Below are 19,861 nucleotides of genomic sequence, written 5' to 3'. Positions count from 1 at the left end.
TCGTGTTCGACCTGCTCGGAACCGCCGCGTTCTGGTCGTCCGCCATCACCGGGGCCACCCCGATCGCCTTCGCTGCGCTCGGCGCCCTGTTCGCCTCCCGCAGCGGGAGCCTGTTCGTCGGGGTCGAGGCGACGCTGCTCGGCTCCGCGTTCGTCGCGCTCGTCGTGGCCGTGCAGTCCGGCTCGACTTGGCTCGGCGTGCTCGCCGGTCTGTTGTCCGGGCTGGTGCTGGGGCTCGTCAACGGACTGCTGTCGATGCAGCTGGCGATGGGCGATGTGGTCGCGGGGCTGGTACTGCAGATCCTCGTGACGGGCGCGACCGGCCTGCTGGTGGCTCGCTGGTACCCGAACGGGCTCGCCGCTGGTGCCCTGCAGCTCGGGCCGTCGTGGCCGAGCACCGGCGACGGCGCACTCGACGTGGTCGTGCGCCAGCCGGTGCTCGTCTACGCCGCGGTGGTGGTGGCGGTGGCGATGGTGGCCTTCTTCCGCACCGCGCCCGGGCTCGTCGTGCGGGCGTCGGGGGACTCGCTGCGCGTCGCGTACGCGCTGCGGGTGCCGGTCGCTCGCGTCCGGTACGCGGCGCTGTCCGTGGCCGGGGCGATCACCGGGGTGGGCGGGGCGTTCCTCGCGCTCGGCGTCGTCGGGGTGTTCACCACCGGTGTGACGAGCGGGCGCGGATTCGTCGCGCTGGCCTGCGTCATCCTCGCCGCGTGGCGCCCGGTGCTCGCGGTGGTCGCGGCGCTGCTGTTCTCGGCCGCCTACACCTACGGCTTCCAGACCGATGACGCGTCGCTCGCCGCGCTGCAGGTGCTGCCGTACGTGCTGACGATCGTGGTGATCGCGTTCTCCAAGGCCGGGCGCGGCCCCGCCGACGAGGGCAAGGGCCTGGTCGTGGTGGGCCGGTGAGGATCAGCCGGTCGGGTCGACCGGCTCGATCCCGTAGGTGTGGATCTTGCGGTAGAGCGACGACCGGGACATGCCCAGTCGTTCGGCGGCGCGGGTGCGGTTGCCGTCGGTCTCGACCAGTGCGGCGACGATCGCGTCGCGCTCCAGCGCCTCGAGCGGGGTGAGGGCGCGCCGGCTGGCGGTGAAGCAGCCGGCCGGGAGATCGTCGCGGCGGATCGGGCCGACGCGTCGTCTGCGCAGCGCGGCGCGCAGCACCTCGGCCAGCTCGCCGACGTTGCCCGGCCACGCCAGCCGGGTCAGCACGCGCTCGGTGTCGGGGGCGAGCGCGCTGCCGCGGCCGGGTGCGAGCCGGTTCAGCAGCGCGGCGGCCAGGTCGGGGAGATCGTCCATGCGGTGCCGCAGCGGCGGCAGGGTGACCGAGGTCGTGAAGAGCTGCAGCAGCACCTCCGGCAGGTCGGCACCTGCGCGCGCCGTGCCGACCAGCCACGGCGCGGGCCCCCGGCGCGACGCTGCATCCAGCACCGCGGCGAGCGCGTCGGCGTCCTCTGGCGGGAGCCGGTCCAGGTGCCGCAGGACGAGCGCCTGCCCGGAGGCGGCGTGGACGGCGGCGAGCGGGTCCGGTTCGGCGCAGTCGATGATCGTCGGCGCGGCCGCCTGATGGACGTCCTGCAGTGCCGCCCGGGCGACGGCGAGCTTGCCGGTGCCGTCCTCCCCGCTGATCAGCAGCGACGCGCGGCGGCGGGCGGCCGCTCGGACCTGTCCGCACGCGTCGAGCCAGGCGGGGTCGCGGCCGGCGAGGCCCGGGAGCGCCACCCGCGCCGGCCGCCGCGACCGGCGTGAGCGGCTCGGGTGGGCGTCGCGGGGGAGGACCTCGAACACCGTGCCGGCGAGCTCTCGGCCGCGCGCGACCGGACGGCAACGGACCTCGGCCGAGCGGCCGTCCGCGAGTGACATCTCGATCGTGGTGCCGGGGTCGAGCCGGCGGGTGTCCGCAGCGGTCATCCGCAGCAGCGCCGAGTCGGCCGGGGTGAGCAGAACCGATGCCTCCTTGTTGGCCATCACGACGTCGCCGGCGACGGACAGGACCGCTCCGGCGCGGCGGCGGCAGGCGGCGAGGAACTCCTGCAGCACCATCTGCTGGCGCTCGCTGCCGTCCTCGAGCAGGAGCCGCTCGACGTCGCGGGCGGCCTCCTGCACCAGCGCCCGCATCATCGGGTGGGCGTCCCCGGCCAGGCAGGACAGGTCGATCAACCCCTCGATGCGGCGGCTGAGCGGGTCGCGGATCGGGGCCCCGGCGCAGGCGAACGCCGTGCTCTGCTCGTTGAAGTGCTCCGGGCCGGTCACCAGCACGGCGGTGCCGGTCTCCAGCGCCGTGCCGACGCCGTTCGTGCCGACGTGGGTCTCCGCGTAGCTGAAGCCGGGCGCGAAGCTGACCGTGTCGAACCGCCGGCCCAGCCGCCGCTCCTCGTCGCGGCGCACGATGATGCGTCCCTGCGCGTCGGTCAGCACGATGCTGACCGGGATGTCGTCGAGCCGGTCGTGCAGCCGGTCCAGCACCGGCGCGGCGCAGCGTGCCAACCGGCTGCGCGGATCGACGTCCTCGTAGTAGGGCACCTCGGGGACGTCGATCCGCACGCCCGCCATCTGCGAGCGCTGCCACGAGGTGAGGATCGTGTCGTCCACCGCGGCGGCCGCTGCCGGCCGGGCCGAACCGGACGAGAGGAACGCCTCGCGGGCCGCGGCCACGCGACGGGCACGCGCGGATGCGCGCACGGTCACCTCCCGGCACCCGGAGCTCGGACGTGGATTCCGAGGCTATGCGAGGTCGGAGGGGTCTCCCCGGATGTGTGCTGCACCTATCAGGGATGGGCCTGCGGGTCGATGTCGTCGGCGAAGCGCCAGGTCAGCCAGACCGCAGCGGCGGTGCCGGCCACGGCGATCGCGCCGGCAGGGGATCCCACGAGCACCAGGACCACGCAGATAGCGGCCACGACCAGCGCGGCGATCCGCACCCCGCGGTGCCCGCGCGCGTTCGCCAGCCGTGACTGACGGCGCCGGAACGTCTCCACGAAGGCGGGATCGTCGGCGGCGAGCCCGCGTTCGAGCTCCTGCAGTGCCCTCTGCTCGTCTTCGAGCACGGCGCACCTCCGCTCTTCGCAGGGAAGTACGCATACATCGTAATCCGGAACGAAGCGGACCGATCCGGGCCGAAGTCCTGTCAACCCGTTCTGGGGACGTTCGCCTCGGCTTCCTCGCGCCCGAACGGCCGCGACGTCGAGGTGGGCGGCCGGTACGTGGCCTCGGTCCTGAGCCGCCGATCTAGGTGCCGATCGCCGACCGAATCAGCTCCGGGATCCGGCGTTCGCGCTCCCGAGCGCGCCGGTTCGGCGAGTCGATCCGCGTTGCTCGCCGCCAGTTCGCCGACCCGGCCCTGCATCGGTCCCGGCATCGGGGCTGGGTCGGCATCCGCGGTCCGTCTCCTCGCCGTGCCGCGTGTCGCGCGCTGAGTCGGGGACCTGGTTTCGAACGAATGGTGTGGTTGCGGTGGCGGCCACTCGACTGGGAACTCGTTGTGCGTGCCTTCCCCGCCGGTTGTGGGCGTGGTCGACTGCTTGTGGTGCCGTTGCCACGATGGTTCATCGCGCAGTGTCGGTATTTCGCTCGGTCGACCCGGCTCGGTGTTCGGCTCGGTGGGTGGCCTGTTGTGGCGGTGGTCGCGGGGCTCTTTCAGGTAGGTGTGGAATTCGCGCTGTCCCGTGCTGGTGGCGGACTCTGTTCGGCTGCCGTTGCGTCAGGGTGTGGTGTGGTCGATGTGTGTGTGGCGGGGGCGTCGCAGTAGTTCGGGGCGGTGCGGCGGCCGTGCCGGGCCTGCGTGCAGTGTTGTTCGTGCGTGTCGGGTGTGGTCTCGGCGGCGGCGGTGGACAGTGGCCGGACCCGGTCGTGCCTGTCGTGCAGGTCGTGGGTGATCCGCACCCGCACCCCACTTCGGTGGGCGAAGACCCGGCAGGCCACTCCGATCTCGTGGTGATGAGCTTCTCGATCTGGCGCGGTTCGGTGAGCCCAGCGGTGACGGCGTCGGTGGCGAGTTCTCGGGCGAGTTCGAGGATCGTCGCGGTCTCGCGTGCGGCGGCGGTGTTCTTCTCGGGCACGCGCTGCCGCACGTGTGGCGAGTGCGGCGAGGCGCGCGGAGGGCATGTCTCGGGTTTGCCCACGGAATCTTCTTCGGACAGGTGTTCTGAGGCAGGCAGATGACCACGGGTCGATGACCCGTGAGTCAGCTCGAGTTCCCCGTCGAGGGGCCGTCAACGCAACCACACTGCTCGAGGAATCCACTCGCCCCACGCGCGCGCTGCGGAGAGTAACCACGCCGCCCAGCCCAACCCAACCACGCCGGACCGGCACGCAGACACCGGTCCGGCGGAGACCGGGCGCCCGTGGGTCAAGCCGCCTGAGGCCCCCCGTACGGGACCGCTCGCTTCACCGTGACGGACATGGACCGCCCGTCCGGCATGCGGTACTCCCGCTGCTCGCCCTCCTTCGCCCCCAGGATCGCCTTGCCCAGCGGGGACCGCGGCGAGCACAGCTCCATGTCGGGGTAGGCATCCGGCACGCGCTCGGCGAGGAGGAAGGTCTCCTCGTCACCGTCGGCATACGAGACCGTGACGATCATCCCGGGCTCCGCGACGCCGTCGTCGGCCGGTGCCTCGCCGACGATCGGGTCCTGCAGCAGCTCCTGCAGCTTGCGGATGCGCGCCTCACGCTCCTGGCGGGCGGCGAGCACATCCTCGTCGGTGCTGGAACCGTCGAGGGGCGCATCCTCGGACCGCTCCTTGATGAGCCGGCGGAGCTCCTCCGTCAGCCGCTCGTAGCCGTCCTTGGTCAGCCAGACCTGCTGTGTGCCGGTCATCTCGTGCTCCTCGATCAACGGTGGACGTCGGTCCGCGCGCCGGCGCGACGGCGCGGCGGATGCCTCGTCGACATGCGCGTCGAGCACGGCCGGGTGTCGGCCGTGCTCCTTGCTCACGATACGACACGATTGTCCGTACAACTGCCGAGATCGGCTACAGATCTGCCGTTGACCCGCTCACGACGCGCGTTCCCCGGGCGTTCGTTGCCGGACTCCGGCAACTTGGGCTGGCCAAAGTCAGCCGGGCGCGCGCACCGGGCTCGGCGTGGCGTGCGTCGCTACCGGCCCCGCTCGGGCCAGCCGAGCAGCCGGGCGCCGAGCACGGCGGCGTGGACGGTGAAGCGCTGCGCCGGGTCGGTCGGGTCGTAGCCGGTGAGCTCGCGGATGCGGCCGAGCCGGTAGGTGACAGCGCGGACCGACAGGTGCAGCCGCCGCGCGGCCTCCGTGGTGATGCCACCAGAGGCGAAGTAGGCGTCGAGGGTCTGCAGCAGCGGCTCGGCGCCGCCGCGGGCGTGCACGAGCTTGCCCAGCACCGACTGGACGAGATCGGTGATCGCCGGCTGGTCACGCAGCAGTACCCGGTAGATGAGCAGTTGCTCCGGCGCGACCAGCTGCGCCTCCAGGCCCAGTCGCTCGGCCATCGCGAGCCCCTCGCGGGCCTCCTCGTACGAGCGCGCGATCCCGTACGAGCCGGGGTAGGGGCGGCCGACGGTGATCCGCCACGGCCGGCCGGGCGCGTGCTCCAGCTCCGCGAGCAGCAGCTCGCCCAGCGAGGCCGGGCCGCTCTCCCGCCCGGAGCCGGGGACGTCGGAGTCGGCGGGGGTGATCGCGATGAGCCGGCCGTCCTTCGTCGCGACCAGGACGTCCCGGTCGCCCGCCCACTGCACGACGGCGCGTTCGAGGGCGCTGATCGTCTCCTCCGACTCGCCGAGCCCGTCCGCGGGCGCGGCCAGCGCCACCTGGTGCGGCCGGCCCATATCCAGCCCGAACGGCTCGGCGCGCTCCATCAGTCGGCCCACGTCCGCGTCACCGCGCAACAGGTCGTCGATGAACTCCCGGCGCAGCGTCTCCTCCCAGCGCACCAGTTGGCGCCGGGCGTCGGTGTGCGCCACGACCAGCCGGGCGACCGCCTCGTCCACCACGTGCAGCACTGCTGCGGCCGCTGACCGGACGGCTTCGCTGTCCGTCGATCGGACCACCTCCGGCAGCTGCTGCCAGAGCAGGCGGGCCGCCGACAGGTACAGCTGCACGACGCTGCCCGCCGACACGCCCAGCTCAGCGGCGCGACGCCCCAGTCGCGCGACGGCGTCCAGCTCGGCCGCCTCCGGCGCCCGGCCGGAGATCGCGGCCTCGGCCAACAGCGGCAGGTACTCGCCCAGCAGCTCGACCGGGACGTCGCCGACCTCGTGACTCGCCCCGCGGGCGACCTCGGCCAGCCACTCGTCGTGCTCGCCGGCGCCGCACTGCCGGCGCCTGCTGCGGTTGGTCACGCCGCGAACGTAGCGAGTCCCGGACCTGCCGCGGTGGCGGCCCGCGCGGACCGGCACCGCGGCACGAGGTCGGTTCAGCGGTGCAGGCTCGTGACGAAGTCGTGGATGTCCTGCACCGTCGCCTCGTACATGTCGGGGGCCGCCTTCCGGAACATCATGTCGGCGGCGTGGCACGCGCCGGGCACCACCCGCGAGCGCGCCTCGACGCCCGCCTCCACGAGCTTGCGGTAGTAGGCCAGGCCCTCGTCGCGCAGCGGGTCGACCTCGTTGACCGAGATCACGTGCGGCGGCAGCCCGACCAGGTCCTCCCGCGCGGCGTGGTACGGCCAGGCGAGCGGATCGGTGAGGTGCGCCGTGCCCGGGTCGTAGAGCTCGACGAACACCGCGCACAGGTCGCAGGAGATGAAGTAGCCGTCGCACTCCACGAGGGAGGGCAGCTCGGCCTCCCGCTCCTCGCGGCTGCGGCCGTACATCCCGGAGATGTACGGGACGAGGGCGTACACGCCGTCGATGGCGTCGAGCCTGCCCTCGCGCTTGGCGCGGATCGCCGTCGCCAGCGTGAGGTTTCCGCCGCCGGACTCGCCGGCGACGGTCAACGTCGAGATGCCCAGCTCCGCACGTCGCGCGTGCACCCAGTCCAGGGCGACCGCGCAGTCGTGGAGTCCGGCCGGGAACGGGTGCGGGCCCAGCACGCCGGCGCCGTTGCGGTACTCCACGCCGACGACGACCGTGCCGGTGGCCGCCAGCTCGTCGCGGAACCGCACGTAGACCGGCCCGGCGGCCTGCAGGATGACCATGCCGCCGCCGTGGATGTGGAAGATGCCGGGCAGTGGGCCGACGGCTCCGGCGGGACGGTGGACGTAGAGCTTGATCTCGTTGCCGGCCGGGCCGCTGATCGTCTCCGTGCGGCGCTCGATGCCGGGGACGGGATCGAGGCCGTCCATGAGGGCGGCGAACACCCCCTCGAACGCGGCCTCGGCGCCCATCGCGTACTCCAGCTGCTGCTCGCGGGGTGCGTCGGGGCCGATCGGTGCGGGTGCGGCGTTCACGTCGAGCCCGAACGGGGCCAGTGCCTCGACGGTGCGGGGATCGGTGCGGGGATCGGTGCGCAGGCAGCGGTCCGGATCGCCCAGCCGCCCGGGGCGCCGTCCGGTCTCGGTGGAGTTCGACGTCGTCGTCATCACGCCTCCTCGCTCACGGCCGCGAACCGGCCAGGGGCGCCGACCGTAGCGTCGAATGCATCATTGCAGCAAGATGTTGCAACCGCTCAGCGGAGCAACACGTTCAGGATGCGGATGGGCCGGTCCGGGTCGGGGTCCTCCCCGGTGATCCGGGTGCTGTAGACGAACGACTCGACGATGCGCACCGCCGCGAACGCCAAGTCCTGCGGCGGCACGCACTCGTCGCGCACCCCGAGCTCCACGTCCTCGCGCAGCAGCAGCTCGACGTAGCGGACCAGCCGCGGGTGCAGCCCGCGCTCGGGGACCGTGCCGAGCCGCATGGCCAGCTCGCCCTCTTCGGCGAGGAACGTGCGGAAGCCGTGGTGGGAGAGGATGTCGCGCACGTAGCGGGCCATGATCGCGGGGATTCGACCGCGCCCGGTCTCCCCGTTGCGGGCCGCCACGGCGTACTGGGTGGCGAGGTTCTGCTCGGTCAGCGCCCACAGCACGCGCAGCAGCAGGTCCTCGCGGCGGCCGACCCAGCGGTAGAGCGTGACCCGGTTGACCCCGACCTGGGCGGCCAGGGCGCCCATGTCGATCCGCTTGCCCTCCAAGAACTGGCGCCTGGCCAGCTTGAACGCGGTGAGCGCCCCGGATGGGCGGGTGCCGCGCGGGGCCGCGAGATCGCGGTCGAGCGGGGTCACGTCGAACCCCGGTACCCGGGGGCCCGCCAGCAGGTCGGTCACGCGTCCACGATGCCATCGATGCCCTGGCCGGACCGGGTCAGCCCGCTGCGGCGGGGAGATCCTCCCCGCGGCGGCCGGCCAGGCCCCGTTCATCGCCGGGGATGCTCGCCGGATCGCCGGCCGTGGGTCCGGGCGGCCACCGGCGCGCACTCCTGCGGGTCCGCGTCGACGCCGGCACCGAGGAGGCGCTGATCGATCCCGACCCCACCACGCCGCTCGGGCTGCTCGGCATCGGCGAGGTCGGGATCGCCGGGTGGCGGCCGCGGGTGGCGAACGCCGTGCACCACGCCACCGTCGAGCGGGTGCGGGAGCTGTCGATCCGGCTCGAGGAGCTGTGGTGATGAGTCTGTGGCGATGCGTCTGCGGTGATCAGTGGTGGAACCCGGACGCACCCGTTCGAGCCGCGGCGCCCGACTCCAGGTCCGCGACGACCCGTTCGAGATCGCGCAGGAACAGATCGGCGAGGTCGTGCGTGAACCCGTGCCGGCAGACCACCCGCAGCACCGCCAGATCGGTGCGGTCGGGCGGGAACGTGTAGGCGGGCACCTGCCAGCCGTGCTCGCGCAGCCCGCGAGACACCGCGAACACGTCCCAGCCGGTGACGTCGTCGCTGGTGGTGAACGCGAAGACGGGCAGCTGGTCGCCCCGGGTCAGCGCGCGGAACTGCGGCATCGCGTCGATCCGGGCGGCCAGCGACGTCGCGACGTCCCGGGCGGCGCGCTGCACCGTCGTCATGCCGGAGCGGCCCAGCCGGAAGAACGTGTAGTACTGGCCGATCACCTGCGCGCCGGGCCGGGAGAAGTTCAGCGCGAACGTCGGCATCTCCCCGCCCAGGTAGTTGACCTTGAAGACCAGCTCCTCGGGCAGGGCGTCGGCGTCGCGCCAGAGCACCCAACCGACACCGGGGTAGACCAGCCCGTACTTGTGCCCGGAGGCGTTGATGGACGCGACCCGCGGCAGCCGGAAGTCCCAGACCAGGTCCGGGTCGAGGAACGGCGCGATCATCGCCCCGGACGCGCCGTCGACGTGGATCGGTACGTCGGGTCCGCCGCGCGCGGCGAGCTCGTCGAGGGCGGCGGCGATCTCGGCGACCGGTTCGTAGCTGCCGTCGAAGGTGGAGCCGAGCACGGAGACGACGCCGATCGTGTCCTCGTCGCAGCGGGCGGCGGCCTCCTCGGGGCCGAGGTGGAACCGCTCGCCGGACATCGGCACGATCCGCGGCTCGACCTCCCAGTAGTTGCAGAACTTCTCCCAGCAGACCTGCACGTTCGCGCCCATCACCAGGTTCGGCCTGCGGGTCGGGTCGGCGCCGGTGCGACGGGTCCAGCGGCGCTTGAGCGCCATACCGGCGAGCATGCACGCCTCGCTCGACCCGGTGGTGGAGCAGCCGGTCACCACGCTCGGGTCGGGCACGTGCCACAGGTCGGCGAGGATCGCCAGGCAGCGGTTCTCGATGGCCGCTGTCTGCGGGTACTCGTCCTTGTCGATCATGTTCTTGTCCATGGACTCGGCCATCAGGCGCTGCGCCTGCGGCTCCATCCACGTGGTGACGAACGTGGCGAGGTTCATCCGAGCGCTGCCGTCGAGCATCAGCTCGTCGTGGATGAGCTGGTAGGCGACCTCCGGCGGGACGGGGTCGGCGGCGAGGCGGGAGTACGGGGTGTTGATCGTCTGGTCGATCGCCGGATCGCCGAGGATCGCGAACGGGTTGCCGCTGGCGCGGTCCGCGTCGCGACGCTGCGGTGCGCGGTCACCGTGGAGGGCCATGACGTGACCCTGCCAGACCGGAGCCCGGAACGGGCTCGGGTCAGCCGACCGGGGGAGCGGATTTGATTGCGCCGGACTCAGGACGACCGCAGATCCTGCAGCAGCTCGATCTGGCCGAACAGCACGCCGGACAGGATCGACCGGGCGACCGCGAGCAGCTCGGAGACCTGCTGGCTGGTCACCGAGTAGTGCACGGCCGAGCCGTCCTTGCGGGTGGTCACCAGTCCAGCCCGGCGCAGCACGGCGAGGTGCTGCGACAGGTTGGCGGGCTCGATCTTGATCTCCGCCACGAGCTCGGAGACCGCGTGTTCCCGCTCGGAGAGCAGCTCGAGCACCCGGATGCGGACCGGATGGCCGAGCGTCTTGAAGAACTCCGCCTTGAGCTGGTAGAGGGGCCGGGTCACCGCAGCCGCTCTTCCCGCGCGCAGGCCGCTCGCCCCGCGCCCGCTCCGTCGACGCCGAGCATCGCAGCCTCCCTGACCGTTCGTCCTCCACCAAGCATCGCAGATCAGATCGGTGTGCTGCCGCGCACCAGGACGTAGGACTCGGTGCGGGTGCGCACGGCGGCGTCGCCCAGCCGGGAGAGCACCGCGTCGATCCGCTCGACCTCGCCGCCCGCCGCCCAGGTGGTCACCAGCATCGCGCGCCCGTCGGTGCGGTCGAGCATCAGCTCGGCACCGCTGAACCCGCGGCTGAGCCGGATCTGCCGGACGTCGGCGTGCAGGGCCAACTCCACCTCGCCGATGACGGCCGGGTCGATGTGCAACCGGTCGACCCGCACGGTCGCCCCGGGCCACGCCGGCCCGGGGCCCGGCACCTGCCAGGCGACGGCGAAGTTCTCCGCGACCAGATCGCCGCCCGCGGCCGCCGCGATGCGCTCGCGCACCCGGGTCAGCGTCGGGTTGGAGGCGTGCATCGGATCGTCCCAGTAGGAGACCGCGATGACGACGCCGGCGTCGCTGTTCATCAGGGTGGTCAGGCCGCGGTTGCCGCGGGTGGCCTCGACGGCGGCGCGGTCGGCGCCCTCCGCGCGCGCGACGCCCGCGGCGACCTTGTCCTGCTGGCCGAAGATCGTGTTGACCCGGGCGTACACGTCAGACCTCCTCGGCGTCCTCGCCCACCCTGCTCGCGGCCAGCCGAGGATCGATGGCGCCGCGCACCGCCGCCTCCACCCCGTCGATGATCGCAGAACCGGCCGGGCGGCCGTGGCCCGGACGCGGCGTGGCGGCGACGATGCCGCTGACGCACGCGTGCAGGACCCCCGTGCTCACGTGGACCGATCCAGGCGGGCAGGCGAGCGCCACGCGCAGCAGTGCCGCCACCACGTGCTGGTCCCACCGGGCGTCGGCGGGGCGCAGGAGGGACCCGTCGGCGCGGTCGGCCGCCGCGCGCAGGGCCTCCGCCGCGGCCTCCGGGCCCGGCCGCAGGTCGATCGCGACGTCGGCGTCGGCGGCGACGCGGGCCCACGGGAGCACGGCGGCGTCGGCCTCGGTCCACATGCGCAGGTCGTGCACCCCGGCGATCATCAGCAGCGGGGCCAGTGCCGGCAAGCGGGCGGCGCTCGCGACGGCGACCGAGGCCCGCTGCAGCGGCCGGGCGGTGTCGCGCAGGTGCAGCAGGACCGCGGCGCACAGCGCGGCGGCGGCGCCGTCGTGGTCGCTCACCACCATCCGCAGGTCGCGCTGGGCGGCCCGGTCGGCCACTGCGTGGGCCTGCAGCGGATCGGCCTCGACGAGGTAGGCGGCGTGGAAGCGCGGCGGCAGCTCGGTGAGCTGCGCGGTGAGGTCGGTGCTGCGCGGCACGAGGACCATCTCGGCGTCGAGCCCACCGAGCGAGCGCACGTGCCCGGCGAGGAACGCGGCGACCCGGTCGGAGCCGTGGTCACCCAGAACGGCGATCGCCCGCGGACCGGACCTGACTGCAGCGCTCATCGGCCCCTCCGTCGCCCCCGCCTCAGGAATTTCGCATGTTAGCAAGTGCGAACTGGTGAGAAACCGCAAGATGTGACGGGTGGCTGATGATCTTGGGGGGCGGGGATCGCCGCCGATAGGTTGGGCGCCGTGAGCAACGAGGAGCTGCTGCGTCGCTACGAGGCGGGCGGGGGACACCTGGCGGCGGTGAACGCGGCGGGCCTCGCGGTCCCGCCGTCACTGGCCACGGCAGTCGTGACGTGCATGGACTCGCGCATCGACGTCTTCACGCTGTTCGGCCTGGACCTCGGCGAGGTCCACGTGCTGCGCAACGCCGGCGGCGTGGTCACCGACGACGTGGTCCGCTCGCTGACGATCAGCCAGCGCAAGCTCCACACCCGCGACGTCATGCTCGTCCAGCACACCGGCTGCGGCCTGATGACGTTCACCGACGACGAGTTCGCCGAAGAGCTGGCCGAGGAGACGGGCATGCGGCCGCAGTGGCGCACCCACGCCTTCGTCGACCCGGTCGTCAGCGTCCGCCGCGACATGGCGCAGCTGCGGCACGACCCGTTCCTGCACCCGGACACGAAGATCCGCGGCTTCGTCCTCGACATCGAGAACTTCACGCTGGAGGAAGTGGAGCTGGACTGATCAGGCAGCTGCCGGCGCCGGTGCAGTCCGGCTCAGCTCCTGTGCCGTGACCAGCACCGACAGCAGCCCGCACCGGATCCGCAGGTACTCGGCGGGTATCCCGTCGGAACTCGTCAGCGTGAAGCGGTCCAGGACGTCCGCGGACCGACGGCACTCGGGGCAGACGACGGTGTTGTCGACGACGCTGGTCATGGCGGACCTCGTTCCCGTTCGGGGCGGCCCGCGCGGCCGCCGTTCACCTCCTCCACGAACGGGGCCCCGGCGGTTCGACGGCGGCAGCGAGATCAGTTCCGCCGCGGCAGCGCCGCGACGTGCGGATGGTCGCCCCTTTGCCGCACGCCCTCGTGGAACTCCGCGTTGACCTGCAGGAACACCTGTCGGTCCTGGGGTAGTTCGGCGGCGAAGAAGATGGCGTCCTGCGGGCACACCTGCTCACAGGCGCCGCAGTCGATGCAGGCGTCCGGGTCGATGTAGAGCATGCGCTCGCCGGGGCGGATGCAGTCGACGGGGCAGTGGTCGAGGCAGGTGCGGTCGGTCCGGTCGACGCAGGCGTCGGTGATCACGTAGGTCATGCGGGGTCTCCTCGCAGGGTCATCGGGTTGTTCCGTCCGGGCCGGGATCGACCGTCCACCGGTGCCGCGCCGGATCGAGCAGCCCGCGCAGCTCGGCCTCCGGTGTCCAGGCCAGCGTCTCCAGCAGCAGAGCGTCGAAGTACGCGGTGCGGCCGGTGTGGTTGTCGACGACGCGCAGCCTGCGGTCGTGGCCGCGCTCGTCGATCACCACGGTCACCGACGCGAACTCGTTCTCGATCACGGCGCCCGCCTCTTCGCCCAGGCCGCACACGTCGGATCTCCTACGTCAGATGGGGGAGTCAGATGAGGAAGGCCAGAGTGGGCAGCGGCTGGTCGGCGTTCACCAGTCGCACCACCTTGCGGGACATCAGGATGCGCTCGTCGCGGCGGACGAGCGTGTGCTCGACCCGCCCGGCCCACGTCGTGAGGCCGCGCGAGCGGGACTCGATCGCGATGAACGTCGCCGTGGTGTGCGTGCCGGCTCCGTCCTCGCCGAGGACCTCGATGTTGGACAGCAGGTGGGCGACGTTGCTGCGCGGATCCTGGGCGTGCCGCTTGCCGGTCTTGAGCTGGGCCACCCGCAGCGCGATGCGGCTGCGGTGGTCGTAGATCACTGAGATCTGCTTGTGCGGGTCGACCGTGTCGCCGCTGGGCACCCAGTACAGCGCGTCGTCGGTCCAGAGCGCCTCCCACTCGTCGTAGCGGCCCTCGTCGGCCAGCCGGGCCTCGCGGTAGAGGAACTCCTCGACCTCGGTGCGGGAGATCGTCGGGGCAGTCGTGGTCACGCCGGGACCTCCTCGGTGAGCATCGCGCGGATGTGGCGCCAGATGCCGCGCTGGGTCGTCTCGTCGGTGGCCGCGCCGGCCAGGTGGCCATCGGCGTCCACGCGCTCGCGGTTGAGGCCACGACGCAGGATCAGCCACTCCGGTTCCCGGGCGACCACACCGCGCTGGTTGCGCTCGTACATCTCCGAGTCGTCGGCGAGCAGGAAGCCCGCCGGGCCGACGGAGCCGCTGGCCTGGTGCAGCAGCCGTCGGTTCATGTCCGGGGCGCCGGCCAGCTGCAGCGGGGTCACGTGCTGGACGGTGCGGTCGACGGCCAGCGGCTGGATGACGAAGATCTGGATCTCCGCGATGAACAGGTTCGGGAAGACCATGATGTGCGGCGAGCCCTCGACGAGGATCTCCCGCGCCTTCTCCGCCCCGTACGCCTCGCGCATCGCGCGGCAGTAGTCCGGCAGTCTGTCCTCGGTGGTGCCGAACCAGGCGAGGGGTCGGTCCATCCGCCGGAAGTGGGCGCGCAGATCGTGTTCGGTGTGTCCGCCGCCGAGATCGCGGGCCGTCGCCGCGGAGCGCTCGCTGTAGACCTCGGCGACGTGGCTCTCACCCACCTCGAAGATCGACGAGTGGACGAACTGCGGGTGGTAGCCGTCGGTCTCGTTCTCCACCAGCATCTTCCAGTTGGCCCGCACCTCGTGGTGCAGCCAGCCCGCGGTCAGCTCCACCCGGCCGAGCGGGGAGAGCCGCACGAGCCGGTCGATCGCCTCTCGCGCTGCGCCGAGGTGCTCCAGCAGGGACGGCCCGGCGTGGGCGAAGCTGCCGAAGACGAAGCCCTGGTAGGAGCCCATCCGGGGCACTCGGCCCAGGCCGAGCGCGGACTTCGGGGTGTCCGGCCCGTAGCCCTGCCGGAACGGGTAGCCGAGCAGCGCGCCGTCGGTGCCGAAGGTCCAGCCGTGGTAGTGGCAGCGCAGGGCGCCGGTGTTACCGCGCGCGGCCTCGCAGATCTGGTTGCCGCGGTGGCTGCAGCGGTTGAGCAGCAGGTGCACGGCACCCTGTCGGTCGCGGGACATGATGATCGACTGCGGGCCGATGCTCTTGACCACGTAGTCACCCGGCTGCGGGATCTCGCTCTCGTGTCCCACGTAGACCCAGGTCCGGTACCAGATGCGGGTCAGCTCGTCGTCGAAGACGGCGGGATCGGTGTAGAGCGAGCCGTGCACTCGGTCGTCCTCGATCAGCCGGCGGTAGGCCTCGCGGTCGAGGGCGGGTGCGGTCATCGTCGACTCCTTCGAGCAGGGTTCGGGGATTCCGCCGCACGACGGGGCGGACGGCACGCAGTTTAACGACCGATCGGTTTATTTCAAGGGTGATCGGGCGCTGTGCCGCGGAAACCGACCGAACGATCGAATGCTAGAGTCGAGATCGGCTGCGGACGCTGCCGTGCGTTCGGGCCGGGTGACTGAGGGGAATCGTGGCTCGGATCAGCAATTCGGTTCGGCCGCCGCTGCGGGCCGACGAGATCGTCGACATCGCGGTCGGCGTGTTCCTCGAACGCGGCTACGACGCGACCTCGATGGCCGATCTCGCCAAGGCGGCAGGTGTCACCAAGTCGAGCCTGTACTACCACGTCAGCTCGAAGGAGGAGCTGTTCGAGCTGGGTGTGGGCCGGGCGCTCGATGCCCTGTTCGGCGTGCTCAAGGAGCCCGAGTCGCTCACCGGCCCGGCCGTCGGGCGGATCCGGCACATCGTCCGGCGCATGGTCGCGATCGTCGCGGCGCAGCGGCCGGAGGTCGCCCTCCTCGTGCGAGCGCGCGGCAACACTCCGGCTGAGCAGCGGGTGCTGGACCGGCGCAAGCAGTTCGACCGCGCGATGGCAGTGCTCGTCGAGCAGGCCGTTCGCGAGGGTGACCTGCGCATTCCCATGGAGCCCGCGCTCTACGCGCGGCTGATCCTCGGCGCGGCGGCCTCCGTCGTCGAGTGGTACCGGCCTGGGGGGTCGGTGAAACCGGCCCAGCTCGTCGAGGCCGTGGAGAGCATGGTCTTCGACAGTCCCCTCGTCGAGAAGTCCGCGACCGGCTGACCATCGGGATCTGCCGTCCGCCGTCCGCCGACGGGCGGTGGATTCGTCGTGCCCTCGCGTCGCTGGCGGTGATTCGTCCTGTCCGTCCGGAGGGGGTTGACCGCCCGTCGATGGATGTGCATTCTATCGCCCGACCGATCGGTTAATTATCCCGGTCGCGGCACACGGATGCCGCATCCATGGCGAAGGGGCCGACAGTGACCACCACCTACTGGTCAGCCGAGGTCGAGACGGCCGAGCCCGAACAGATCGCGCAGCTGCAGCTGCGCCTGCTCGGTGACACGCTGCGCGCTTGCGCGCAGGTGCCGCACTACCGGGCGGAGTTCGAGCGGCTCGGGATCGAACCCGGCGACGTCCGCGAGCTCTCCGACCTCCGGGAGCTGCCGTTCCTCGACAAGTCCGTCCTGCGCTCGCTGCAGCCCTGGGGGATCCAGGCCGTGCCGCTGCGTGAGGTCGCCCGGTTCAACGCGACCACGGGCACCACCGGGCTGCCCTGCAACATCGGCTTCACCCGAGGTGATCTCGCCCGCATCGGCGAGCTCGGCGCGCGCAACCTCACAGCGATGGGCGTGCGCCCGGACGACATCGCCTGGCAGTGCTACGGCTACGGGCTCTGGATCGGCGGCAGCTCGCTCGACCGCGCCTACGAGCAGATCGGCACCACGACGTTCCCCGCCGGCCCCGGTCGCACATCACTGGCCGTCGAACGCCTCCGCGACCTGGGCGTCACCGTCATCTCCTGCACCCCGACGTTCGCGCTGCTGCTCGTCGAGCGCGCCCAGGAGGCCGGTGTCGATCCGCGCACCGACTGGCGGTTGCGGATCGGGATCTTCGGCGGCGAGACGATGAGCCCGGCGGCCACGGCCCGGTTGCGGGAGGCGATGCCGTCTGGGTTCCAGGCGCACAACACGTACGGCACCACCGAGCTCGGCGGTCCCTTCGTCGCCGGGACCTGCGCCTACGGCGCCGAGCAGGGTGCGTTCCACGTGTGGGCCGATCACCACGTGATCGAGATCCTGGACCCGGCCACCGACGAGCCGATCACCGAGCCGGGGGTGCCGGGCGAGCTGGTGGTGACCAGCCTGCAGCGGGAGGCCTCGCCGATGCTGCGCTGGCGCACCCGCGACCTGACCTCGTGGGTGCCCGACTCCCACGACTGCCCGTGCGGCCGCCGCGCCCATCCCAAGATCAGCTGGATCTCCGGCCGCACCGACGACGTGCTCAAGGTCCGCGGATCGCTGGTGATGCCGTCCCAGGTGGAGGACGTCGTGTGCGCGACCGCGGGCACCGGCGCGGGCTGGCAGCTCGTCGTCGACGAGGACCCCGACGGGCTGCGCGCCACCGAGGCGACCGTCGTCGTCGAGATGGCCGGCGGGGCGAGCCCCGACGCGGCTGCGACGCTGGAGGCGCGCCTGCGCGATCGGCTCGGCATCCGGCTCCCCGTGATCGCGGTCGGGCCAGGCGAGTTGCCGCGCTACGAGGGGAAGGCGCGCCGGGTGATCGACCGCGCGGAGTTCGCCGATGTCGCGCCCGCGGCGGCGGTGCGGCTCGGCACGATCCGGGATCGAGCTGCCGACCCGGTCGCGCGGTGACGGTCTGAACGGTGACCGTCCGCACACAGCGCTCCGGAGATGTCGGCACGGTCGTGCTCGACCGCCCGCGGACGCGCAACGCGCTCACCGTCGAGCTGGCGAAGGCGCTGGCTGCCGCGGTCGAGGAGCTCGCGGCCTGCACGCGGGTGATCGTGCTGCGGGGCAGCGGCCCGGACTTCTGCGCTGGCGGCGACGTCGGCGAACTGGCCCGGCTGCACGCCGAGGGCCGCGCCGTCGAGCTGTTCGCCGCGTTCCGGCGAGCGTGCGCGGTGCTCGGGTCGGTGGCCGTGCCGGTCGTGGCAGCGGTGCACGGCCACGCCGTCGCCGGCGGTTTCGAGCTGGTCCAGAGCTGCGACCTCGCCGTCGTCAGCGCCGACGCCCGCATCGCCGACATCCATTGCCGGTACGGGCAGGTGCCCGGCGGCGGCTCCACCCAGCGGCTGCCCCGGATCGTCGGCCGCCAGCGCGCGATGGGCCTGATCCTCACCGGCGAGACGATCAGCGGCCGACAGGCCGTGGAGTGGGGGCTGGCCTACCGCGTCGCTGAGCCCGGTGAGCTGGACGCGGTCGTCGGCGAGGTCGTCGAGCGGCTGCTCGCCAACCCCGCCCCGGCCATGGCCCGCGCCAAGTACCTCGTCGGCCACGCGCTCGCCCACACCCTCGATGACGGCCTGGACCTGGAGACCCGCCACGTGCTCGACCACCTGGCGACGGAGGCCGAGATGGCCCTCGCCGCCTTCACCCAGCGAAGGAGGACGCCATGACCTCGGTGATCACCGACGCCGACGTGCTGCTCGACATCACCGACGGCGTGGCCGACCTGCGGTTCAACCGGCCGGAGTCGGCCAACGGCATGACCGTGGGCCTGCTGCGGGCCTTCTACGACGCGCTGATGCGCTGTCACCGCGAGCCGGACCTGCGCGCCTTGGTGATCAGCGGGAACGGGAAGCACTTCAGCGGCGGCGGCGATGTGCGCGACTTCGCCGCCCACGGCGAGGCGCTCCCTGCACACCTGCGCGAGGTGACCTCGTGGCTGCAGGTGTCGGTATCGGCGATGGTGCGGCTGCCCGCCCCGGTGATCGTCGCCGTGCACGGCTACGCCGCAGGTGGCGGTGGGTTCGGGCTGGTGTGCGCCGCGGACTTCGTCGTCGCTGCCGAGAGCGCGCGGTTCCTGCCCGCCGCCACCGACGTCGGCATGGCACCCGACGCCGGCACCACCGTCACGCTGAGCCGGCTCGTCGGGCTGCGCCAGGCCATGCGGATCGTGCTGACCAACCCGCGGCTGACCGCGCAGGAGGCCCTCGGCCTGGGCATCGTCACCGAGGTCGTGCCGGACGCCGAGCTGCGCGACCGCGCGCTCGCGTTGGCCCGCGCCCTCGCCGCGGGCGCCCCGCGCGCGATCGCTGCGACCAAGCGGCTGCTGTGGGACGGGCTGGGCCGCTCGCTGGAGGAGGCGCTGCCCGACGAGGCCCGCACCGTCTCCGAGTTGTCCGGGACCGCGGACGCCCGCGAAGGGCTCGCCGCCGTGATCGAGCGCCGCCCGCCGGCGTTCACCGGCCGATGAGCGCCCCCGGCCCGCGGCGCGCGGTGGTCACCGGCGCCGCGGGCGGCATCGGCGCGGCCGTCGCCGCTCGGCTGGCCGAGGACGGCCTCGACGTCCTCGTCACCGACATCGACGGGACCGGCGCAGAACGCACCGCCCGCGCGATCGGCGCCCGGGCCGCCCGGCTCGACGTCACCGATCACGACGCGGTGGCCGAGCTGCTCGGTGCCGAACGGTTCGACGTCCTGGTCAACAACGCCGGTTGTGACGACTTCGGCTGGTTCACCGACGTGACGGCGCAGCGGTGGCGGCGGGTGCTCGCCGTCAACGTCGAAGGGGTCTTCGCCTGCACCCGCGCCGTCCTGCCCGCCATGCAGCGGGCCCGCTACGGCCGCATCGTCACCGTCACCTCCGAGGCCGGCCGGATCGGGTCCAAGGGCAACGCCGTGTACGCGGCGGCGAAGGCCGCCGTGATCGGGTTCAGCAAGTCGATCGCCCGGGAGAACGCCCGCTACGGCATCACCGTCAACTGCGTGGCCCCCGGCCCGACCGACACCCCGATGGTGGAGGCGATCCGCCGCGGCCCGGACGGCGAGCGGGTGCTCGCGGCGCTCGTCGCCGGCACCCAGCTCGGCCGGCTCGGCACCCCCGAGGAGATCGCCGCCGCCGTCTGCTTCCTCGCCTCGCCGGAGGCCTCCTACATCACCGCCGAGACCCTCGGGGTCTCCGGCGGCATGGGGCTCGGCGCCTGAGCCG

Annotated in this window: 23 protein-coding genes; 8 read left to right on the top strand and 15 right to left on the bottom strand. The window is 72.6% G+C overall.

Annotated features, from left to right (window positions below):
* Positions 1-2: 2 nt before the first annotated feature.
* Entirely contained in the window at positions 3-905 is a 903-nt protein-coding gene (locus BUE41_RS22230; protein ID WP_073459100.1) for an ABC transporter permease subunit, read from the top strand.
* Between the two features lie 3 nt (positions 906-908).
* On the opposite strand, the gene BUE41_RS22225 is transcribed toward BUE41_RS22230, so the two are convergent.
* From BUE41_RS22225 to BUE41_RS22200, 6 genes are all read right to left on the bottom strand, one after another.
* Positions 909-2,678 carry a sigma-54-dependent Fis family transcriptional regulator gene (locus BUE41_RS22225; RefSeq protein ID WP_073459128.1) on the bottom strand — a complete coding sequence of 590 codons (1,770 nt, stop codon included), beginning with the start codon at positions 2,676-2,678 and terminating at the stop codon, positions 909-911.
* Between the two features lie 86 nt (positions 2,679-2,764).
* Complete coding sequence (locus BUE41_RS22220; RefSeq protein ID WP_073459099.1) at positions 2,765-3,043, bottom strand: DUF3040 domain-containing protein; 279 nt, start codon at positions 3,041-3,043, stop codon at positions 2,765-2,767.
* Between the two features lie 1,301 nt (positions 3,044-4,344).
* Complete coding sequence (locus BUE41_RS22215) at positions 4,345-4,812, bottom strand: GreA/GreB family elongation factor (RefSeq protein WP_073459127.1); 468 nt, start codon at positions 4,810-4,812, stop codon at positions 4,345-4,347.
* Positions 4,813-5,090: 278 nt separating this feature from the next.
* Entirely contained in the window at positions 5,091-6,302 is a 1,212-nt protein-coding gene (locus BUE41_RS22210; protein WP_073459098.1) for a PucR family transcriptional regulator, read from the bottom strand.
* A gap of 74 nt (positions 6,303-6,376) precedes the next feature.
* Positions 6,377-7,483, bottom strand: a complete 1,107-nt coding sequence (locus BUE41_RS22205) for an alpha/beta hydrolase fold domain-containing protein (RefSeq protein ID WP_073459097.1) — start codon at positions 7,481-7,483, stop codon at positions 6,377-6,379.
* An 86-nt stretch (positions 7,484-7,569) separates the two neighbouring features.
* Positions 7,570-8,208, bottom strand: coding sequence for a QsdR family transcriptional regulator (locus BUE41_RS22200; RefSeq protein WP_084755591.1), 639 nt, complete (start codon positions 8,206-8,208; stop codon positions 7,570-7,572).
* A gap of 101 nt (positions 8,209-8,309) precedes the next feature.
* Between BUE41_RS22200 and BUE41_RS22195 the strand changes: the two genes are divergently transcribed.
* The gene (locus BUE41_RS22195; RefSeq protein WP_073459096.1) at positions 8,310-8,549 is read left to right on the top strand and encodes a hypothetical protein; all 240 of its coding nucleotides are present in this window, start codon (positions 8,310-8,312) and stop codon (positions 8,547-8,549) included.
* A 28-nt stretch (positions 8,550-8,577) separates the two neighbouring features.
* Here BUE41_RS22195 and BUE41_RS22190 read toward each other — a convergent pair whose 3' ends face one another.
* From BUE41_RS22190 to BUE41_RS22175, 4 genes are all read right to left on the bottom strand, one after another.
* A complete protein-coding gene (locus BUE41_RS22190) occupies positions 8,578-9,975 on the bottom strand; it encodes a glutamate decarboxylase (protein ID WP_073459095.1) in 1,398 nt (465 codons plus the stop codon).
* A 77-nt stretch (positions 9,976-10,052) separates the two neighbouring features.
* Positions 10,053-10,379 (bottom strand): ArsR/SmtB family transcription factor, encoded by a 327-nt coding sequence (locus tag BUE41_RS22185; RefSeq protein ID WP_073459094.1) that lies wholly within the window; start codon positions 10,377-10,379, stop codon positions 10,053-10,055.
* Positions 10,380-10,483: 104 nt separating this feature from the next.
* Positions 10,484-11,068 (bottom strand): hypothetical protein, encoded by a 585-nt coding sequence (locus BUE41_RS22180; RefSeq protein ID WP_073459093.1) that lies wholly within the window; start codon positions 11,066-11,068, stop codon positions 10,484-10,486.
* A gap of 1 nt (position 11,069) precedes the next feature.
* Positions 11,070-11,906 (bottom strand): hypothetical protein, encoded by an 837-nt coding sequence (locus BUE41_RS22175; RefSeq protein WP_073459092.1) that lies wholly within the window; start codon positions 11,904-11,906, stop codon positions 11,070-11,072.
* A gap of 129 nt (positions 11,907-12,035) precedes the next feature.
* Here BUE41_RS22175 and BUE41_RS22170 point away from each other — a divergent pair, with 129 nt between their 5' ends.
* The gene (locus tag BUE41_RS22170) at positions 12,036-12,539 is read left to right on the top strand and encodes a beta-class carbonic anhydrase (protein ID WP_073459091.1); all 504 of its coding nucleotides are present in this window, start codon (positions 12,036-12,038) and stop codon (positions 12,537-12,539) included.
* Here BUE41_RS22170 and BUE41_RS22165 read toward each other — a convergent pair whose 3' ends face one another.
* The 5 genes from BUE41_RS22165 to BUE41_RS22145 all read right to left on the bottom strand — a co-directional run bounded on the left by BUE41_RS22165 (position 12,540) and on the right by BUE41_RS22145 (position 15,167).
* Positions 12,540-12,731: a hypothetical protein gene (locus BUE41_RS22165; RefSeq protein WP_073459090.1), complete on the bottom strand. Its 192-nt coding sequence runs from the start codon at positions 12,729-12,731 to the stop codon at positions 12,540-12,542. It lies immediately after the preceding gene.
* 92 nt (positions 12,732-12,823) lie between these two features.
* A complete protein-coding gene (locus BUE41_RS22160) occupies positions 12,824-13,111 on the bottom strand; it encodes an indolepyruvate ferredoxin oxidoreductase subunit alpha (protein ID WP_073459089.1) in 288 nt (95 codons plus the stop codon).
* 19 nt (positions 13,112-13,130) lie between these two features.
* On the bottom strand, positions 13,131-13,382 hold the full coding sequence (locus BUE41_RS22155; RefSeq protein ID WP_234997476.1) for a hypothetical protein: 252 nt from the start codon (positions 13,380-13,382) through the stop codon (positions 13,131-13,133).
* A 28-nt stretch (positions 13,383-13,410) separates the two neighbouring features.
* Complete coding sequence (locus BUE41_RS22150) at positions 13,411-13,896, bottom strand: aromatic-ring-hydroxylating dioxygenase subunit beta (protein WP_073459088.1); 486 nt, start codon at positions 13,894-13,896, stop codon at positions 13,411-13,413.
* Entirely contained in the window at positions 13,893-15,167 is a 1,275-nt protein-coding gene (locus BUE41_RS22145) for an aromatic ring-hydroxylating oxygenase subunit alpha (protein WP_073459087.1), read from the bottom strand. Before BUE41_RS22145 ends, BUE41_RS22150 begins: the two co-directional genes overlap by 4 nt.
* Positions 15,168-15,361: 194 nt before the next feature.
* On the opposite strand from BUE41_RS22145, the gene BUE41_RS22140 reads away from it, so the two are divergent.
* From BUE41_RS22140 to BUE41_RS22120, 5 genes are all read left to right on the top strand, one after another.
* Entirely contained in the window at positions 15,362-15,970 is a 609-nt protein-coding gene (locus BUE41_RS22140) for a TetR/AcrR family transcriptional regulator (RefSeq protein WP_073459086.1), read from the top strand.
* Positions 15,971-16,167: 197 nt separating this feature from the next.
* Positions 16,168-17,562: a phenylacetate--CoA ligase family protein gene (locus BUE41_RS22135; protein WP_073459085.1), complete on the top strand. Its 1,395-nt coding sequence runs from the start codon at positions 16,168-16,170 to the stop codon at positions 17,560-17,562.
* Between the two features lie 11 nt (positions 17,563-17,573).
* Positions 17,574-18,326: an enoyl-CoA hydratase/isomerase family protein gene (locus BUE41_RS22130; RefSeq protein ID WP_073459084.1), complete on the top strand. Its 753-nt coding sequence runs from the start codon at positions 17,574-17,576 to the stop codon at positions 18,324-18,326.
* Positions 18,323-19,126 carry an enoyl-CoA hydratase/isomerase family protein gene (locus tag BUE41_RS22125; RefSeq protein WP_073459083.1) on the top strand — a complete coding sequence of 268 codons (804 nt, stop codon included), beginning with the start codon at positions 18,323-18,325 and terminating at the stop codon, positions 19,124-19,126. The genes BUE41_RS22130 and BUE41_RS22125 overlap by 4 nt, the downstream gene beginning before the upstream one ends.
* Positions 19,123-19,857, top strand: a complete 735-nt coding sequence (locus tag BUE41_RS22120) for an SDR family NAD(P)-dependent oxidoreductase (RefSeq protein WP_073459082.1) — start codon at positions 19,123-19,125, stop codon at positions 19,855-19,857. Before BUE41_RS22125 ends, BUE41_RS22120 begins: the two co-directional genes overlap by 4 nt.
* Positions 19,858-19,861 lie beyond the last annotated feature (4 nt).

The sequence above is a fragment of the Pseudonocardia thermophila genome, assembly GCF_900142365.1.
GTDB lineage: Bacteria > Actinomycetota > Actinomycetes > Mycobacteriales > Pseudonocardiaceae > Pseudonocardia > Pseudonocardia thermophila.
Note: the sequence above shows the minus strand (reverse complement) of the source record. Positions and strands in the feature narration are given on the sequence as shown.

What these genes read in the sequence shown, in the direction of transcription:
- BUE41_RS22215 (WP_073459127.1), bottom strand. Translation starts at nt 4,812, where the DNA reads ATGACCGGCACACAGCAGGTCTGGCTGACCAAGGACGGCTACGAGCGG.
- BUE41_RS22205 (WP_073459097.1), bottom strand. Translation starts at nt 7,483, where the DNA reads ATGACGACGACGTCGAACTCCACCGAGACCGGACGGCGCCCCGGGCGG.
- BUE41_RS22195 (WP_073459096.1), top strand. Translation starts at nt 8,310, where the DNA reads ATGCTCGCCGGATCGCCGGCCGTGGGTCCGGGCGGCCACCGGCGCGCA.
- BUE41_RS22190 (WP_073459095.1), bottom strand. Translation starts at nt 9,975, where the DNA reads ATGGCCCTCCACGGTGACCGCGCACCGCAGCGTCGCGACGCGGACCGC.
- BUE41_RS22175 (WP_073459092.1), bottom strand. Translation starts at nt 11,906, where the DNA reads ATGAGCGCTGCAGTCAGGTCCGGTCCGCGGGCGATCGCCGTTCTGGGT.
- BUE41_RS22165 (WP_073459090.1), bottom strand. Translation starts at nt 12,731, where the DNA reads ATGACCAGCGTCGTCGACAACACCGTCGTCTGCCCCGAGTGCCGTCGG.
- BUE41_RS22160 (WP_073459089.1), bottom strand. Translation starts at nt 13,111, where the DNA reads ATGACCTACGTGATCACCGACGCCTGCGTCGACCGGACCGACCGCACC.
- BUE41_RS22145 (WP_073459087.1), bottom strand. Translation starts at nt 15,167, where the DNA reads ATGACCGCACCCGCCCTCGACCGCGAGGCCTACCGCCGGCTGATCGAG.
- BUE41_RS22125 (WP_073459083.1), top strand. Translation starts at nt 18,323, where the DNA reads ATGACCTCGGTGATCACCGACGCCGACGTGCTGCTCGACATCACCGAC.
- BUE41_RS22120 (WP_073459082.1), top strand. Translation starts at nt 19,123, where the DNA reads ATGAGCGCCCCCGGCCCGCGGCGCGCGGTGGTCACCGGCGCCGCGGGC.